The following is a 17,795-nucleotide window of genomic DNA, read 5'->3' as shown; positions in this document are numbered from 1 at the left end:
ATACTAATATCTGTAACATCTGTATTTTACAAAATATATCTAACAATTTGGGATATTAATTCAACAGTCTTTGATAACTCTTTATATTATTTACATTTAGTCACGATCAGTAATAAAATAAGATTTTTAAATATACAAATATAATGAAAATACAGACTACTTTAGGAGTATAATAACCACCTACTAATTAATAACATCTAGTTAAATGATTGATCCAAAAAATAAATTTATAGATTTTGAAAACAATAAGGCATTGGAAATTATATTTAATGATATAGTAGCCTTAGTCACAAAAATAAAGAAAACAAAAAAGATAAGTGTATTTCAAGCAGCTCAAATGAGCATATTAAATACAGAAATTATGGAACAATTTATTAATCTAATTAATCATATGACAGACGTTGACTTTGATGACAGTAAAGAATCTTTAATGTTAGAAAGTTGCCTAGACTTTCAAGATTTATGCTTATATATAAAGGACATAGATAAGTATGAGAATGATTTTGACCCAACAAAAAGACCCAACTTTCATTAAATATTTTCAACGTATTACATCAATATTATTTATAATCGATCAAGATAAGCATCTAGAACTAATCACTTATACATCATGAATAATTATCAGAAGTTAACGATGGATATGATCTTTTTATTTCTTCTGATTTTTTCAGATCAATATTTGCAGTTACTACAGATTTTGTTTCACCTATTAGTATAATATCCTTACCTTCAGGACTAATTATACAAGACATTCCTCCCAATTCATTAAAGCGTTTAGAAAACAAGCATCCATCACTAGGATTCTCACCTATATAATTACAGGCAATCATAAATATATGATTCTCATATGCTCTTGCTTTAATTAAAGTATTCCACATTTGTGCCCTAAACTTTCTTATTGTTGATGGAATTATAATAGCGTCAACTCCTGCTTTAGCATAATTTCTAAATAGTTGAGGAAACTGTATGTCATAACATATTGCCAATCCTATTTTACCCCAAGGAGTATTAACTACTATAGGAGTATTACCCTTAACAAAGCAATCAGGCTCATCAGTGGTTTCTATTAGATGAGTTTTAATATACTCTCCCTGAATCTCTCCATTATTATCAATAGCAAAAAGAGAATTAGATAGTTTGTTTTTAGTTATATTTTTATAAACAATTCCTGCACAAATCCATAAATTATATTTCTTGGCAAGAATACTAAAAATCTCTATAGCTTTAGCTCTATTTTCAGCTAGTAAAAGACCTTTATCATTGATAGGTACATTACAGTATTCTGGAAAAACTACCATATTAGACCCTTGATTGGCTGCATTGATAACATAACTCTCTAAGATGTTATTGAAATTATCTTTTTCAATATTAAGCATTGGAGCCTTTTGGACAATAGATACTCTTAACATAAGTTTTCCTTATATTTTAGATTTAATATTTTAAAATGAATTAATAAAGACTTATTTTCTTGATATAAAGATGTTATAACTGATTCTTTAAACCATTCCAGAGTCCCAAGTTAACTGATGTTCTAAACCATATTTTATAAATATGTCATCGCTAACTTTATCTTCAGTTGTAAATATACCCAAGCCTAGAGGATTATCCCCCATACGCTCATTCATTAGTTTTTTCTCGAGATCTAACATTTCTTGTCTATCCATATCAGGCTTCAAAAAGTCTATGACTAATGCAATTCTAGGCTCATCTGTACGATTATGTGGGCAATGCGGCAGAGAGTGATCAAGAACAAGCATTTCTCCATTATGCCATTTAAGATGTTCTCCACAAATTTTCATAGCAATATCACCCTCAGGAACTTCAAGTCCTAAATATCCACGATACATATGAGGATTCCAGTTAACATGTAACTTAATATCTGTCCCTGGTTTTAGCACAGAAAAAAGTACATTTCTAAGGCATCCGTTTGAAGCTTCTTCTGCTTGTTTAATAATCTTACGAGTTTCATGAAAGTGATTTTGTTCTAAATATTCTAGGATCTCAGTGATCTCTTCATTACCAATTTCTGGCCAATGTAATTTAAACTCTTGTATAAACTCACCCATTGGTAAGCCTTGGCAATATAATGTAAAAGCACTATATATAGATCCTTTTTTAGCTTTTAATGTATTGCTTCTTGGAGTCATAAAAAGTTGAGCTCTCTCAAAATCAAAGTTTTCATCAGCTATAAAGTCATTATATTCTTTTTTAAGAACTTCCCAATTGTTTGTGAAAATACTTAAAAAAGCGTAATCTGCTGGATTCTTATGGTATTCATTATATTCGCTCATGATAATCTCCCTTAAATGGTTTATCTTAATATTTATAAATTAATGCCACCTTATTCTCACTGTAATGTAAATATAACTAACAACTACACAAAATATTAATAAAACTAAGTATAAGTACTAACTCTTATAACCTTAGAGTTTTTTATATTTTAATTGAATAAAAATAACATCTAATTTCAAGAATATGCTTTTAAAAAAATTTTTTCAAATACTTAAAGACGAAAAAAATTAAACAAAATGTAAGTTATACTTACATTATTAATATTTTCAAGCAACAATGAGATGATCAAAGTAAAATAAATCAAATTTTATGTAAAAGAAATTACTGACTAGTACCCTCCAGCCTTACCAGTCCCCGTAAATGTAAATGAACCATGAATAGTATATGGTCTAAAGAATGGTCCTGTTCCAGTTTCTTTATCGGTATGACGATAGAAACCTCTCCAATCTGGTGGATCAATTTCACAAGTTTCATAATATTTACCAGGACCATCTAACTGTACATTTCTACCATAATGAGGCCCATCATTAGCAACCATACTCATCATAGAGAAAACAATTCTCCAATCTGAATGCTCCTTGCTAATAGTACAAGCAACCTCACAATCTGGAATCCATCCACCTGCACCAAATCCCATTTTATCGCCCTTGATAGCATGTTGATCAATTTCATTATGAATTGTTGGTTTAAAGTCTTTTTTCATCGTTGGAGTTGGAGCCATAGTTACAGGCTCAACCCATATTAAAGCTGTTTCAACCTTATTTTGATAAATCTTTGGCGGAGCAATTGGATGATCTGCATATGCAGATCCCCAGAATGCAGCTACAACAGCTGTTGATAATAATAACTTTTTATTCATTTTATTCTCCTTGTTTTATTTTATTGAGGGATAACTATATGCTGTCTTATTTTTTCAACATCTGAGACATACGTTTTATTAAATATTGCTGGCCACCAAATACATGATATAACTACAAAATTTATAAATAACATACATCCAATAAATGTAACTTTAATTACGTTTAAATTAGGAATTTTCCTTATAACCTTATATAGAAGTAATACACTCCAGATAATACTAATTAGAAATAAAGTTGCTTTGATCGTATCTGAAGTCGACTGCATCAGACCAAAATCAGTTTGCATCACTTCAAAAAATTTACCACATAAGCCAATAACAATAGTTAACATTACAACTGGTGTGAACTGATAAGTTAATATATAAAAAGTTTTTCTAAAATTTAATTGCGATGATCTAGCCACTAATGATGCTACAGCTATTAAAATACTAGAAATTAAAGCTATTACTAAACCATAAAGAAGCATATATATACTAATAGTAAAAACATCTAACCAATTAAAGTTTTGATTCCAAGTTTGTGAAGATAATATCCAAGGTGCCGAGTTAAAAGGCCACATGATATTATGATCAATCAAGAAAGTTGCAATATAATCTCTAAATAACTGATACTGATGTAAAATCAACCACAAAAAACCTCCTGCTGCTAGACCTGGAGCTAGCAAAACAAAAGCTACTTCACTCCAGTTTGGATCTCTATCGAGTACATTAGTTAATTCAGCTCCTGGAAATCTAAAATATGTGCCTAAACCTGCCTTTTGTTGAGTAGAAATACACTTTCCACATGTAATACAATTATTTGTTGAGACTTTATAAGGTAAATTATAATCTGTCGGGCACAATCGTCCTTGAATAAAATACTCTTTATTTGCAGGTAAAGGCTTAATACCTCTATTTGGAGCTATATGTATAAAACTTAAACGTGAGATTACTCCTAATATTTTGCCAATAGGACAAAAATAACGACACCAAGGCCTACCACCATTTTGACCATATATAAAAGCTATAATAATAGCTAGTAAGAAAATAAGCCCAAATAGCTTAATCATCCCCCAAGGATCATCTCTTACATCTAAAGTTTGGCCTAATATCGTAACGATTGTAAACATCAATATTAGCCAAATTTCACTTTTCATCCAGCTTGGTATTTTTCTTTTAAAACCAAATTTACCAATCCACTGAGTAAATGCTCCTAAGGGACATAACATCCCACACCAAAGACGACCAAAAGGTATAACAGATAGTAAACATCCACCATACCATACACCCCAAAAAAGAAATTGACTTAATAAAAGAATATTAGTGAAAATAGTATCTGTGGATTTTGGATTATTTGAATACACTGGAGCTATTATCAAAAATAAAAAAGATAGCAACATAAATAGCTGCACACAAAAAAAATAGCGATGAAACTTCTCAAAAAATCTGTCAATTATAAATAATCTTCTATTACTAGAACTATCTAATATCCTAATATCTGACTCTTTAATACGAATTTCCATTTTTATGTATTTAAACTACTTTGTTTTGAACATATATAGCCCTTTAGTAGCGATATTGCTCTATAGAACTGCTTTATAAACAATAATCCTGTTGACATTAAGAAAGTTACTATTGCAATTAAATACTCTTGGCTTGATTGAATATGAAAATAATCATTATTAAACATCCAATTAACATCATGAAACCCTAACACCCCAGCTTCTTGAAAAGCATTAATCGCATTACCTATACACATTAAAGCTAGTAAAAATATAAAAAATGGAGTCACATTAAACATAAATCGATTTAATATTTTCCATTGTGCTGTTGCCGCAAAATACACATATATAATTAAAGCTAATAAAATTATTCCTAAAACTAACCCAGCAGAAGTTCCTAACTGCTGCATTGACGATCCTGAAAATAGTGCAAAATAAAATAAAATAGTCTCAATAATTTCACGAAACACGCTAATAAAACTAAGAAACCCTATACTAAACAAACTTAAATTAGCCAAAGATTTTAAGCCTTGAAAAGCTGTAAAATTCACATATAAAAGCATTGCTAAAGCTATTAAACTTGCAATAGCTTCACTCATTTCTCTTGCTCTACCTAAAACTGTATTATGAAAAAATACACAAACGACTGCTAAAACTATGCCTATAGTTAAAGCTGCTAAACAGTTCTTATATACATATGATATTTCTCTTGTTCGATCTACTTCTCTAAGAGCTGAGCAAATCATAGTGATAACAATAAGAGCTTCTGAACCTTCTCTAGGTATAATCCAAAATGAAGATGAAAATGCTGCTAAAAAATCATTCATAATACTTCCTTAGTCTTGATCATTAAGAATTTTTGCTTCTTTATGCATTTCTTTACATATTTCTTCCCGAACTTTATTTATTTTTTTAAACTGTTCTGAAGAAAAAGGCTTTTGAAGCATGTCTGAATATCCATGGAATGAATTTTCTATACTAAATATGTCTGATGGTGAGGTATATGATCTATACTTGATTTCCATTATATTGTCATAAACATCCCAATAAGCACTATCTGATATTTTTACAGCTTCAACGCTGTTATTATCTTTATACCGTACACTAGCTTGCTTTAACATTAAGCAGATTTTCTTAGCTTGTTTATCATATAAAGATTTAGATAATTTTTTTTGACTATTAGATGAGGAAGATTGTTTGTTTGTGCTACTTACTACACCTACCACAACTACTATAATCGCCAATAAGATAATTAAAACTATTGGAAATATTAATTTTTTCATATAAATGCATTTTAAATAAATATTATGTCATTATATGAAAATGATAACTATTATCAACAAATGTTACAGCAAAAAAATATCTTCTTTGCATCATCTTTTTATAAGTTAATTAATTGATTTTATTAGATCAAAAATCTTATTTGGAATTCTTTACACCAATATCTGAAAGAATTATACCTTTTACTTTTAATAATTCTTGAACATAGAAGTCTTTATTTTCTTCAAAACGATGTTGTGGTACAAGTATTGAAACACCAAAGCTTCCTAAAAAAGTATTTACTGCAGTAGCTATACTAACTATACCTTCCATAGTTTTGCTATGATCATATTCGATTCCATTTAATCTTATTTTTGCTAGCCTATCGAATAAACCTTTATTGTCTGAGATATTGCCCCCCAAAAGCTCTATAATTTCATCATCAGTATATAATGATAAAAGAGCCCTACCTGGAGCAGTATTATAAATAGGTTTCTCAAGAACACCAATTCTTGGAATCACTTGCAACTCTCTATTTGCTATAAACCTATGTACCACTATTAAATCAGTATTGTTTGATTGTGTTAAGATAACTGTTTCTCTAGTTTTTTCACTAAGTTTTCGTAATAAATTTTGAGTTAAAGAAACTATATCTGCATAAGATGAAGAAGCTAGTTTAAAAACTCCTGATCCAAGTAAAATTTGACCAGCTCCTTCACTTCTTGTAAAACCTTCAGCATCTAATGCTGCTACGATTCTTTGTACAGTAGATCTTGGTAAATCAACCTCTTTAGCAATATCTCCTAGACTCATACCTCCAGGAGCATTACTTATGCTCTGCAAAACTTTAATCGCTCTACTTATTACTTGAATTTTTTTTGCTTCACTCATAATTAATTCTAAAAATATTTATTTTTATAATTTTATCTTTTTTAGTGTAGAATTTCCAAATTATTATTGCACCATAATACAATACAGTGTATCATTTTAATAAATTAATAATTTAATATATATGGAGTTAAAATGATCATAATTTCTATTAATGGTTTACTAATTTCTCCTATTGTTTTATACATCGGGCTTGCCTGTATACTAATAACTATAACTAATTTAACAATATCAAAAGCTTTGTGCTATTACACTAACCTAAAATTGTCTTGGCTAAATTTATTATTATTTATATGTTATCTTGGTATGGTCATGTTCTTGCTTGGAGCTTAATATGCCAAATAAAAAAATAAAATCTTTAATTAGCCTTTTAATTATTCTATTAGCTCTCTTCTCATTATATTCAATATGGCAGTATTATTTTTATTCTCCATGGACTAGAGACGCTAGAATAAGAGCAAAAATTATAACTATAGCACCTGATGTATCTGGGTTTGTTACAAAAGTCTATATAAAGGATATCCAAAAAGTAAAAAAAGGAGATCTCATATTTTCTATCGATGATGAAAGATATATAGCTGATTTTAAAGAGAAAGAAGCTATTGTTAATCATGCTAAATTAGATTTAGAACTATCTCAGCAACAATATGATAGAAGAAAAAAATTAGGTAAGACTGGGTCAATAAGTAGAGAAGAGTTAGATGATTATCTAATGACAGTCAAACTTAAAGAAGCAGCTCTTGAAAAAGCAAAAGCAGACTTTCTTACCGCAGATATAAATCTAAAAAGAACTAGAATATATGCTCCTGTTAGTGGAACTATAAACAATATAGATTTAAGACAAGGTAATTATGTAAACGCTGGAAAGCCAGTAATGTCTATAATAGAAAAAGATTCTTTTTATGTTACAGGCTATTTTGAAGAAACTAAAATTCCAAATATAAGAATCGGGGAAAAAGCAGAGATTCAACTAATGAGTGGTGGCAAACCTTTGTATGGATATGTAACAGGGATTGGTAAAGCTATAGCAGATGATAATACTAGTTTAAATAGCCAACTATTACCTAAAGTACAGGAAACATATGATTGGGTGAGATTATCAAAGAGAATTCTTGTTGATATATCTCTTACAGAAATACCAAAAAACACAAATCTCGTAGCAGGGATGAATGCTAATGTAAAAATACTATGATAGAAGAAATTTTTACTAAAAAAAATCTAATATATACTCTTAAAGCCTTCATTTCTATAGGCTTAGCTCTTTATATATCTATGAGTATGGGTCTTGATAAACCTATATGGGCTATGATTATTGCCATTTTCTTAGCACTTAGACCTGAAGCTGGCTTTATTGTTGAGAAAAGCCTTTTTTTAATATTATCAACAATAATAGGAATAATAATAGGATTCTCTATTGTTAGCTTGTTCTTACCATATCCATCTTTAGCAATATTTTCATTATGTATACTAATAATAATTACAATGCTTTTCTCAGTAAATGACTCTCACTCGAACTTTACATATGGTATAACTTTAACTAATATAACTTGCACAATAATAGTTCTTTATAGTATAGCCAACCCTTCAATCACTACTGAAGAGATGATTTTCCATACTGGTTTTTCTAGAATTTCAGCAATAATAGTAGGAGCACTAAGCTCATGTTTTGTAAATTACTATATTTTTCCTATAAAAATAGAAGATACCGTTAAGAAAAAAGTAGCAGACTCATTTGACTTGGTAATTAAATACACTAGAGAAATCTTTTCTGCTCAAGATTTTCACAATAATGAAAAATATAATAAACAAGTGGAAAAAATTCTTGATAGCCTTATAGCTTTAGATAATGATCTAACAGCAAATAGATTTGAAAATATTAAAACTAGTACATATTATAAATTTTTAAATAGTATAATAGAGTTAATCCAATCCGCACACTATTTAAGAAAACAAACAATAAAAAGTGACTCTAAAGAGTTTATAAAAAAAGATTTACATGAGATTTATAATCAATTAGATACTTTTGATCATAAAAAGAAAATTACCTACATCTCTAGCAATACCTTAATAGAGACGCTAATAAGAAAATTTAATACTGTAATTGATAATTACCAAAAAATAAATAATAAAGATTTTGACACATTTACAGATAATACCTTCCACCATTTTAAAAATTATGCAAATAGTATGGTAAGCCTAGTAAATATTTCTAGGACTATTTGTATATTTTTATTTTTATCTTTTATCTGGTTAAATACCCAAAGTGATTCTCAAACACTACTACTTATGATAATAATTCCTACCGTTTTTTCACAAGTATTTGTCCATATGCCAGATACTACTGAATTCGTAAAGAAAACAATTAGAGGTATGATTATATCTATCCCTTTTTCGATTATTATAACACTAAATCTATTAGCCCAAGTTGTTGGATATTTTGAGCTGCTTATGCTAGTTACTATACTAACTTTATTCATACCTATAATGGTACTGACTATTCCAAAATTTCAACCATATAGCATTGGTTTCATTTTTGGTTGGATATGTCTAATACAACCTAGCAACCATATGACTTTTGAAATTTCTAAATTATTGAGCTCAGGTTTAAGTGCCTTATTCGGGTGTATTGTATTATGGCTTGCATTTAAATTATGTCCTCAATATCCATATAAAATAAGTCGTAGGTTAGCTATTTTATCAATCATTAAAGATAGAAAAAAATTAAGACAAAAAGAAATAGTAAAAAAACAATATAATGCAAAAATTATAAAAAAAATCTTATGTGTTTATAAAAATAGAGAAAATAACAACTCTTCAGAAAAGGATATTAAATTTGCTCTCAGAAGTTTAATAAAATCTATATAGAAATAATAATTTTCTAAAATATTTTTTGCTCTCATAAGACAACTTTATAACAATTCGTATAAAAATTAAAATTCTCATTGTATCGCCAAGTAATACGACGTATCATATACAATCAAATAGTTAAATACACTTCTACTATAATTTTATCAATTCATTAAAACAAATCTCTTAGCAAGGAGTTGAATATGATTATAATTTCTATTAATGGTTTATTATTTTCTCCATTTATATTTTTTATAGGTCTTTCTTGTATATTAACAATTGTTACTAACTTAGTTATACCTAAAATTTTATATAGTTATACTAACTTAAAATTATCTTGGTTAAATTTGTTACTATTCATACTTTATTTAGGTAGTAGTATATTTCTACTTGGAGAATAATATGCCAAATAAAAAAACTAAATCATTTATTAGTATAATAATTATTATCTTAGCTATTTTTTCTCTATATATCATCTGGCAATATTTTTTTTATTCCCCTTGGACAAGAGATGCTCGAGTTAGAGCTAAAATTATAACAATAGCTCCAGATGTTTCTGGATTTGTTACAAAAACATATGTAACTGACAATCAAAAAGTAAAAAAAGGAGACTTAATCTTTACTATTTATGATGAGCGATATGAAGCTGATTTTAATGAAAAGGAAGCTTTATTAGAACATGCTTTAATTGAAGCAAAACTTGCTCAAAAAAAATATGATAGAAGAAAAAAATTAGGTAAATCAGGAGCTATTAGTAGAGAAGAGCTAGATGATTATTTAATGGATAAAAAGCTCAAAGAAGCTGATTTAAAAAATGCTAAAGCAGATTTTCAAACCGCTGAGATTAACCTTAAAAGGACTAAAATATATGCTCCTGTTAACGGAACAATCAACAATATAAATCTAAGACAAGGCAACTTTGTAACAGCATCAGAACCTGTAATGTCTATAGTAAAAGACAATTCTTTTTATATCACTGGTTATTTTGAAGAAACAAAATTACCAAATATAGAAATAGGAAAAGAAGCAAAAATCCAACTAATGAGCAATGTAGAAACTCTGCACGGTCATGTAATTAGTATAGGTAAAGCTATAGCTGATGATAATACTGATGTAAACAATCAACTTTTACCTAAAGTCCAGCAAACTTATGATTGGGTTAGACTATCTAAAAGAGTTCCTGTTGATATATCTTTAGAAGATATCCCTAAAAATATTAATCTGATATCAGGGATAAATGCTACGGTAAAAATTCAATGATAAACGATATTCTTACAATCAAAAGTCTTATATATACTCTCAAGAGTTGTATTGCAATAGCCTTAGCCCTTAGTGTATCAATAGGTCTTGATTTGGATAAGCCTATGTGGGCTATGATTGCTGCCCTTTTTTTACAGATCAGACCTGAAACTGCTTTTGTTATAGAGAAAGCTATTATTTTAGTATTTGTATCTTTTATAGGAGTTGTTGCTGGTTTTACTATAGTTAAGTTCTTTCTACCATATCCACCCTTAGCAATATTTTTCTTATGTATATTTATAGTAATCACAATGTATTTTTCTGTTAGCATGTCTCATTCTAATTTTATCTATGGTTTTACTTTAGCTAACATTACTTGTATTATAGTTATTTTTTCTTCTATTGCTGATCCTACAACTACAACTGAACAAAGCATTTTCAATACAGGGTATTCTAGGGTTACTGAAATAATAGTAGGTAGTATTTGCTCTTGTTTAGTAAACTACTATATTTTCCCAGTAAAAGTTAAGGATACTCTCAAAAATCATGCTACAAATTCTCTTAATCTAACTATTAACTATATTAAACAAATTCTTTCTTTTACTGACTTCAATAACAATGAAAAATATAATAAGCAGGTAGAGACCATTCTTAATAGTCTTGTAACTTTAGATAATGATCTAAGTGCAAGTAGATATGAAAATCTTGATAATAATAGTTATCGTAAATTTTTAAATAAAACAGTTGAATTAATACAAGCGGCACACTATTTAAGAAAACAAACGATAAAGCATAAACTAAATTATTCTTTTAAAGTTAATTTAGATAAAATCTCTCAAGATCTTGACGACTTAAATCTTAACCAGCATAAACTTACTTTAAAATCAGATAATACTTTAATCATTGATGTAATTTCAAAATTAAATACTTTAATCAGAAGCTATAAACAATTAGATAGAAAAAATTTACTCCTATCTACAGATAAATCATACTATTCTTTACGAAATTATAACAATATTATTGTAACTTTTCTTAAAATCTCTAGAACTATATTTTTATTAGTATTTTTATCTTTATTTTGGATAATGATTAAAGGCGACTCTAACTTAATAGTAATGTTAATAATACCTTGCCTTTTATCTCAACTATTTATGGCCTCACCTAATTCTCTTATGTTAATACAGAAATCTATAATAGGTATAATTATATCAATTCCTATTAGCTTTATTGCTCTAACTATACTAGCTCAAGTTATTGGATATATTGAGTTATTGATATTAGTTTCATTAGCAAGTTTATTTTTTGGAATAATCACTTTACCAAATCCAAAATATCAAGCATATTGTATAGGCTTTTGTTTAGGTGTTATAGAGCTTATACAACCAAGTAATCATATGAGTTTTGATATTTCAAAATCTCTTACAATAGGCCTTGGTGCTGTTTTAGGATGTACTATTTTATGGTTAACTTTTAAACTATACCCTCACTCACCATATACAATTACTAGAAAATTCACTATCAGATCAATAATCAAAGATAATAAGAAACTACACCATAAAAAAATATCTAAAAAACAATATCAAGCTACTATTATAAAAAAAATACTTTGTATCTATAAAAATAGAAAAGATGATAATTCATCAGAAAGAGACATTGAGTTTGTTTTAAATAGATTAATTAATTAATTAATTAATCTATTTAAAACCCAAAAGATGCTTAAACTAAAATTATTCAGGATTAAGAATTCTTTCATACTTTTGCTTTTCAAAATCAACTTGATAGTCAGCTTCTCGAAAGCTAAATGGATATTGTAATTTAAAATTATTTACATCTTTATATACCTTATCCATTAGCATCATTCTCTTTTCTCTTAAGAGAGTCTTTTGGCCTACTGCATCAAGTAAGTTAAGATTATATTCTAATTGCTTATCATCTAACATATGATAGTATTTTAATGAGTTATTATCATAATTAGACCTATGAGTCTTACTATCCCGCATATTAGCAATAACTTTATGCATACTGATTTTATTTTGTTGCCAAAGACTTCCTAGAAAAATTGCCTGGCACTCAGATAAAACAAAAGGTAATGTCTTCCAAGGCAATCCTACAAATGCAAGATTTAAATACTTCTCATGTAGTAACTGGTTATAAAGAGGTTCAACAACATTATCTTTTGTCGAAACTATATCTTGAGATAAAAATGGAAAATCATATTTATAACCAGTGCAAAATATAACTTCATCAATTTCTATATTATTTTGATTCGTTGTTACAGCTAAACAGTCATATTCTGTTTTCTCAAATTTTTGTATACAAGAGATAAATTTGATTCCTTTATTAGAGTTTTGTAAGTTATATTGTTCTTTCTTATCATCTAGTTCCCTTAAAGAAACATAAACCTCTCGACCACTATTTAATAACTCTTGAGCTATATCCATTCCAGATGATGAGTAACCTACACATAAAACTCTCTTACTATGATTACTTGGAGATCTATAATTTTTACTATGTGTAATACAATTCTTTATACTATCAAGTCCATCTGTACCTAAAGGAATCTTAGGCGTATTAAAATGGCCATTACATACTATAATAAAATCAAATTTTTCCTCAAATCTCTGATGACCTTTTATATATGCAAGCTGCCACGCGGGTTGATCTGATTGCTTATCTATAGGTTCTAATTTAATGACCTCACAATTTAAATGAACATTTTTATTTACTTGCCAAGCTTTTGCATTAGCTTCTAAATAAGTTTTAACATTATTATAATTTATAAAAGATTTATCTGCTTTATACGAAACTTGCTCATTTTCAAATACCATTATTTCTTTAGGCAAATTAGTTCTAAGACTTTTATATAAAGCGCCTTCTTGCTCACTAAAATTCCAAACTCCAGCAACATTACTAGTTTTTTCAAAAACTGTTACATCAAAACCTTTATCTAAGAGAACTTTTGCACTAATTAATCCACTAGCTCCAGCACCAATAATAGCTACTTTCTTCATAAACACCCTGAAATATTACATTTATACCCACTGAACTTACGTATATTTATTACTCCAGTATCAAATATTAAATACTGGCCTTTTATACCCATAAGTTTGGCATCAATAATAGGATCTTTGTCTAAATTAAATGATTTAATTTTTGTAGGATACTCAAGTATGGGATAACTTATATCCTGAATATTTCCTTCTACTGGCTCAACACTATTTTCACCATATTTAGCTTTTATTTGAGATATTTTATCTGTCGATTTTTGAATTAAATTATCTCTTAAAGTAACAAAATCAACACTATTATCTGGATTTCCCTGAAGCATTTTACGCCAATTTGTTTTATCTGATATATGATCTTTAATCGCTACCTCTACTAGTCCAGATATTAACCTACTTTCAACTGCAAATATTGGAATAGCTTGACTAGCGCCTTGATCTATCCAACGCGATGGTATATTTTTTAGCTTAGTAATTCCTACTTTAGTATCACCTGTATTTGCTAAATATACTATATGGGTCTTCATACAATGCTCTTCACCCCAATTAGAGTCTCTACATGTCCCAGCAGCAAAATGACATAACTCGGGTTTAACTATACAGATATCGCATTCAGGTAACCTTCTCATACACATAAAACAATGGCCTTGAGAGTAGCTTTTTTTTGTTTTAGCTCCACAAGATACACAGTTGATTTCATCTAAAAATTCAATTTTCAAATTTTTACCAATATAATCATTCATGCAAATATCTTCTAATTGATAACGGGCATTATTTTCTTCATCTAAAGATGTATTCATCTTATGTAAATTAATTATCTTATTCATTTTATTATTTTTTCATACATTAAACTGCCTTTTAGAATATCAGACTTTAAAACTAGTTAAAATGCTTGATATTATTAGCTATAATCAAATTATACAAATAAACTCCTTAAAATATGAGTGTAAGACTAGATAAATGGTTATGGGCTGCTAGATTTTTTAAAACTAGAGCATTAGCAAAAAAAGCTATCGAAGGCGGTAAAGTACACTTTCAAGGACAGAAAACGAAAGTTAGTAAAACCGTAAATATTGGAGATATTTATCAGATTCAACAATCGCATATTAAAAAGACTATAGTTGTCGAAGCTCTAGATGAAGTTAGAAAATCTGCTACAGATGCTCAAAAACTTTATATCGAAACAAGCGAAAGTATAGAAAAAAGAGAACAAGAAGCCTTTTTACGAAAAACAGCAAGTCTCCAAAGTCATGAAAAACCTACTAAAAAGCAACGCAGACAAATAATTGATTTTAAGAGAAACGACTAATTACTAAATTTCTCAATCATTTTTAATATAACATAAATTATCGCACTAATTATTAGTGAAATAATACATACTTTTAATGCTATAGGAAATAAGTGAATAAATATTGTAATAATTGTGACAATAATTAAAACACCTACAAATATTGATAAAAACTTATCCATTTTAACCCCTTATTTAATAATAATTTTTGCAAATTTACGCTTCCCTACTTGGAAAACATTTTCTGTACCTAAACCAAAAACAGCTCTGTTATCTTCAACCTTTTCACCGTCTATTTTAACAGCTCCCTGCTTAATCATACGATTAGCTTCAGAAGTACTTGAAACTAGACCAGCTTCTTTTAGCAAGTTGGCAATAGGTAACTCTTGATTTAATTCTACAACATTTATATCGTCAGGTATCTGATTTTTTTGAAATCTTTGTATAAAATCCTGATGAGCACTTTCAGCATCTTCTTTAGAGTGAAATCTTTCAATTAACTCTTTTGCCAACTCTATTTTAATATCACGTGGGTTTGTACCATTAGCAACATCTTGCTTTAAGCTAGCTATAGTATCTAAAGATTTAAAACTAAGTAATTCGTAATATCTCCACATCAGCTCATCTGAAATTGACATTATTTTACCGAACATATCATTAGGAGCCTCTTCAATACCTATATAGTTTTGGCTAGATTTAGACATTTTCTTAACACCATCTAGACCCTCTAATAGAGGCATAGTTATAATAACTTGTGGTTCCTGACCTTGCTGTTTTTGTAGTTCTCTACCCATCAATAGATTAAATTTTTGATCTGTTCCACCTAGCTCTATATCTGCATTCATAGCTACAGAATCATATCCTTGTACTAAAGGATATAAAAACTCATGAATCGAAATTGACTGACCACTCTTATATCTTTTTGAGAAATCATCTCTTTCAAGCATTCTAGCAACTGTAGATTTTGAAGCAAGTTTGATCATATCACTTGCAGACATCTTATCAAACCAATCACCATTACGACGAATGATTGTTTTGTCTTTATCTAAGATTTTAAAAACTTGCTTTGTATATGTCTCTGCATTTACAGCGACTTCCTCAGCTGTCAACGGAGGTCTTGTAGCATTTTTACCAGTTGGATCACCTATTTGAGCTGTAAAATCACCTATAAGAAAATGTATTTCATGGCCTAAATCTTGAAGCTGTTTTAGTTTATTAATAACAACTGTATGACCTAAATGAATATCCGGAGCTGTTGGATCACAACCGAATTTTATAATTAAAGATTTATTCTTCTCAAGCTTTTTTATTAACTCTTCTTCGATAAGGACTTCATCAGCCCCTCTTTTAATAATTTCTAAAGTCTGCTGTATAGTCGACATTATAGTTTTTTTATATATAATTTTCTCTCAATAAAGCAAAATTATATCACAAAACTCTTTTATACACTTAATAAAACCTTATACTTATCTTAAAGTAAAAATATTTTATAACTAATGCATATATATATTTCTCAAAGTAATGACATTTACTTTAATCTAGCATTTGAAAACTGGCTTTTTTTAGAAAAACTCCAAGATAAGAAAATCTTATTTTTATGGCAAAATGCTCCTTGTGTTGTTATAGGTAGAGCACAAAATCCTTGGCTCGAATGTAACCTTCGTAGTATGGAAAACGATAATATAACCATGGTTAGGCGTCAAAGTGGAGGTGGTACTGTTTATCACGATTTTGGCAATCTAAACTATACAATTATCTCCCCTAAAAAAGATCACGATATTAAAGCTAATCTTGATTTAGTTTGTAATGCTATTAGAAAATTAGGTATTGATGTGTACGCTAATGATAGAAATGACATTGTTGTAGATCATCATGACTTTACATATAAAGTATCAGGTAGTGCTTTCAGAGAGAAAAAAGATAGAGCGTTTCATCACGGTACATTATTAATAAATGCTAACACCAAAAAGCTTTATGACTACCTTCATCAACCAATTGATAAATCTCTAGATACTAAAGGTGTAAAGTCACATCGCTCCAAGGTCATAAATCTATCACAGATTAAACCTGATATTCAAACTCAAGATATTACAAAAGCATTTTTAGCTAGTTTTAGTAGTGTTGAATTAAGTTTAATTAACGAAGAAACTCCTATAGAAAATAAGAGTCTAATAATCAACGAAATAGAGAATTTAAAAAATTGGGAATGGCGATTTGGTAAAACACTACCATTTAGTAAAACTTATACTAAAAATAGTGATCAAATTAAAATAAAAATTGAATCTGGAATTATAACGGATATCAATAGCGTGTATAAAAATATAAATATTTCAAATAAAAAGCTTAAGTTTACAGAGTCTTATGATTTTGAGTTCTTTAAAAAATTACTAGATATTAAATAATTCTGTTAATCATTTTTTTACATTTTAACTGCTATACTAAAATTTAAATACTTCAGTATTTCTAGCTCTAGTTTAATTTACTTAATAGCGCAATGGTAGTTTATTTTTTTAAACATAGGTTAACGAAATTTATCAAAGCATACCAAAGACATAAAATATTCAAAAGACTGTTGAATAAATCTTTCAATTTCTATGAATAGGAATATTTTTGCTATTTTTAGTAAAAACTTAGCCTTA

Annotated in this window: 18 protein-coding genes; 7 read left to right on the top strand and 11 right to left on the bottom strand. The window is 28.5% G+C overall.

Annotated elements, in window-relative coordinates:
• Positions 1-205 precede the first annotated feature (205 nt).
• Entirely contained in the window at positions 206-535 is a 330-nt protein-coding gene (locus R8535_RS09220) for a hypothetical protein (protein ID WP_329498594.1), read from the top strand.
• A 73-nt stretch (positions 536-608) separates the two neighbouring features.
• Here R8535_RS09220 and R8535_RS09215 read toward each other — a convergent pair whose 3' ends face one another.
• The 7 genes from R8535_RS09215 to R8535_RS09185 all read right to left on the bottom strand — a co-directional run bounded on the left by R8535_RS09215 (position 609) and on the right by R8535_RS09185 (position 6,783).
• A complete protein-coding gene (locus R8535_RS09215; protein WP_329498592.1) occupies positions 609-1,409 on the bottom strand; it encodes a nitrilase-related carbon-nitrogen hydrolase in 801 nt (266 codons plus the stop codon).
• Between the two features lie 87 nt (positions 1,410-1,496).
• Positions 1,497-2,291: an aspartyl/asparaginyl beta-hydroxylase domain-containing protein gene (locus tag R8535_RS09210; protein ID WP_329498590.1), complete on the bottom strand. Its 795-nt coding sequence runs from the start codon at positions 2,289-2,291 to the stop codon at positions 1,497-1,499.
• Positions 2,292-2,620: 329 nt separating this feature from the next.
• Positions 2,621-3,151 carry an iron transporter gene (locus R8535_RS09205; protein WP_329498588.1) on the bottom strand — a complete coding sequence of 177 codons (531 nt, stop codon included), beginning with the start codon at positions 3,149-3,151 and terminating at the stop codon, positions 2,621-2,623.
• 20 nt (positions 3,152-3,171) lie between these two features.
• On the bottom strand, positions 3,172-4,653 hold the full coding sequence (locus tag R8535_RS09200) for a 4Fe-4S binding protein (protein ID WP_329498587.1): 1,482 nt from the start codon (positions 4,651-4,653) through the stop codon (positions 3,172-3,174).
• A gap of 2 nt (positions 4,654-4,655) precedes the next feature.
• A complete protein-coding gene (locus R8535_RS09195) occupies positions 4,656-5,459 on the bottom strand; it encodes an FTR1 family protein (protein WP_329498585.1) in 804 nt (267 codons plus the stop codon).
• 9 nt (positions 5,460-5,468) lie between these two features.
• Positions 5,469-5,915 carry a hypothetical protein gene (locus tag R8535_RS09190; protein ID WP_329498583.1) on the bottom strand — a complete coding sequence of 149 codons (447 nt, stop codon included), beginning with the start codon at positions 5,913-5,915 and terminating at the stop codon, positions 5,469-5,471.
• A gap of 136 nt (positions 5,916-6,051) precedes the next feature.
• Positions 6,052-6,783, bottom strand: a complete 732-nt coding sequence (locus R8535_RS09185; protein ID WP_329498582.1) for an IclR family transcriptional regulator — start codon at positions 6,781-6,783, stop codon at positions 6,052-6,054.
• 331 nt (positions 6,784-7,114) lie between these two features.
• Here R8535_RS09185 and R8535_RS09180 point away from each other — a divergent pair, with 331 nt between their 5' ends.
• The 4 genes from R8535_RS09180 to R8535_RS09165 all read left to right on the top strand — a co-directional run bounded on the left by R8535_RS09180 (position 7,115) and on the right by R8535_RS09165 (position 12,551).
• The gene (locus R8535_RS09180; protein ID WP_329498580.1) at positions 7,115-7,972 is read left to right on the top strand and encodes an HlyD family secretion protein; all 858 of its coding nucleotides are present in this window, start codon (positions 7,115-7,117) and stop codon (positions 7,970-7,972) included.
• Positions 7,969-9,645: an FUSC family protein gene (locus tag R8535_RS09175; protein ID WP_329498578.1), complete on the top strand. Its 1,677-nt coding sequence runs from the start codon at positions 7,969-7,971 to the stop codon at positions 9,643-9,645. Before R8535_RS09180 ends, R8535_RS09175 begins: the two co-directional genes overlap by 4 nt.
• Positions 9,646-10,029: 384 nt before the next feature.
• A complete protein-coding gene (locus R8535_RS09170; protein WP_329498576.1) occupies positions 10,030-10,887 on the top strand; it encodes an HlyD family secretion protein in 858 nt (285 codons plus the stop codon).
• Positions 10,884-12,551 (top strand): FUSC family protein, encoded by a 1,668-nt coding sequence (locus R8535_RS09165; RefSeq protein ID WP_329498574.1) that lies wholly within the window; start codon positions 10,884-10,886, stop codon positions 12,549-12,551. The genes R8535_RS09170 and R8535_RS09165 overlap by 4 nt, the downstream gene beginning before the upstream one ends.
• Positions 12,552-12,593: 42 nt before the next feature.
• On the opposite strand, the gene R8535_RS09160 is transcribed toward R8535_RS09165, so the two are convergent.
• Both R8535_RS09160 and R8535_RS09155 read right to left on the bottom strand, forming a co-directional pair.
• Positions 12,594-13,877: an NAD(P)-binding domain-containing protein gene (locus R8535_RS09160; protein WP_329498572.1), complete on the bottom strand. Its 1,284-nt coding sequence runs from the start codon at positions 13,875-13,877 to the stop codon at positions 12,594-12,596.
• Complete coding sequence (locus tag R8535_RS09155; RefSeq protein ID WP_329498571.1) at positions 13,874-14,695, bottom strand: DUF2797 domain-containing protein; 822 nt, start codon at positions 14,693-14,695, stop codon at positions 13,874-13,876. The genes R8535_RS09160 and R8535_RS09155 overlap by 4 nt, the downstream gene beginning before the upstream one ends.
• 113 nt (positions 14,696-14,808) lie before the next feature.
• Between R8535_RS09155 and R8535_RS09150 the strand changes: the two genes are divergently transcribed.
• Positions 14,809-15,177, top strand: coding sequence for an RNA-binding S4 domain-containing protein (locus R8535_RS09150; RefSeq protein ID WP_329498569.1), 369 nt, complete (start codon positions 14,809-14,811; stop codon positions 15,175-15,177).
• On the opposite strand, the gene R8535_RS09145 is transcribed toward R8535_RS09150, so the two are convergent.
• Together R8535_RS09145 and tyrS are read right to left on the bottom strand one after the other, a co-directional pair.
• Positions 15,174-15,338, bottom strand: a complete 165-nt coding sequence (locus R8535_RS09145) for a hypothetical protein (protein ID WP_329498567.1) — start codon at positions 15,336-15,338, stop codon at positions 15,174-15,176. The genes R8535_RS09150 and R8535_RS09145 overlap by 4 nt on opposite strands.
• 9 nt (positions 15,339-15,347) lie before the next feature.
• Positions 15,348-16,538 carry a tyrosine--tRNA ligase gene (tyrS, locus tag R8535_RS09140; protein ID WP_329498566.1) on the bottom strand — a complete coding sequence of 397 codons (1,191 nt, stop codon included), beginning with the start codon at positions 16,536-16,538 and terminating at the stop codon, positions 15,348-15,350.
• 114 nt (positions 16,539-16,652) lie between these two features.
• Here tyrS and R8535_RS09135 point away from each other — a divergent pair, with 114 nt between their 5' ends.
• Positions 16,653-17,558 (top strand): lipoate--protein ligase, encoded by a 906-nt coding sequence (locus R8535_RS09135; RefSeq protein WP_329498564.1) that lies wholly within the window; start codon positions 16,653-16,655, stop codon positions 17,556-17,558.
• The last annotated feature ends 237 nt before the right edge of the window (positions 17,559-17,795 follow it).

Origin of the sequence: Francisella sp. 19S2-4, assembly GCF_036281795.1 — a bacterium.
Taxonomy (GTDB): domain Bacteria; phylum Pseudomonadota; class Gammaproteobacteria; order Francisellales; family Francisellaceae; genus Francisella.
This window is presented reverse-complemented; position numbering and strand designations above follow the sequence as displayed.